At 71.5% G+C, this 842-nt stretch carries 1 protein-coding gene; it reads left to right on the top strand.

Features of this window, described 5'->3' with window-relative positions:
* Nucleotides 1-231 precede the first annotated feature (231 nt).
* Nucleotides 232-842: M23 family metallopeptidase (locus Sru01_RS35115; RefSeq protein WP_203995270.1), on the top strand; the 611-nt coding region annotated here is incomplete at its 3' end.

The raw sequence follows: 842 nt of genomic DNA, 5'->3' as shown, positions 1-842 counted from the left end.
ACCCGGCCTCGCCTGAGCCGGACCCTCGAAGACGGCGTCACCTCTCGATCCGGCGCCCGACCCGGACACCGCGAACGGCGTCACCGGCGAACCCGGTACCCGAGCCGGCGCCAGGACACGTCGCCTCCCCATCCGGACGGCCGGGCCGCCGGATCTCTCACATCCCGCGCGGCCGGGAGCACTCCCGGCCGCGCCATCCCATCCTGTGATCTTTCCGTCAAGGAGCATCAGATGTCGTACAAGCGTTTCCTCCGTCTCGGCCTGACGGTCGCCGCCACCGGGGCGGCAGTGCTGGCGGCCACGCCGGCCGCGCCGGCCGGCGCCACCGCCCGGGCCGGGGCCACCATGCTGGCCGCGCCGAACATCCAGCTGCCCTTCCCGTGCGGGCAGAAGTGGCGGCTGGACAGCTGGGGCCACGCCCCGGCACTGGACATGGTGAAGGAGCCGGACCAGGTCGGCACCGAGGGCGCCACGCTGGTCGCCCCCCTCGCCGGCACGGTGAACCAGTCCTTCTACCACAGCAACGCCGGCAACGTGATCCAGATCGACCACGGCGGCGGCTATTTCACCACCTACCTGCACCTGCAGTCCCGCGCCGTCTCGGTCGGCGCCAAGGTCACCGAGGGCACGGTGATCGGCAAGGTCGGCCGGACCGGCCCCACATCCAACGATCACCCGCACCTGCACTTCGAGTTCGCCTATGACGCCAACGGCGACGGTACGGCCAGCTGGGGCTACGAAGGCTCCGAGCGGGTCAGGCCGACCATCGGCGGAGTCACCTACGGCGGCGCGAACAACCAGACCTGGCGCAACGTCACCAGCGAGAACGGCTGCTCGGAGGC

Source organism: Sphaerisporangium rufum, from assembly GCF_016863395.1.
Lineage (GTDB): Bacteria > Actinomycetota > Actinomycetes > Streptosporangiales > Streptosporangiaceae > Sphaerisporangium > Sphaerisporangium rufum.
Note: the sequence above shows the minus strand (reverse complement) of the source record. Positions and strands in the feature narration are given on the sequence as shown.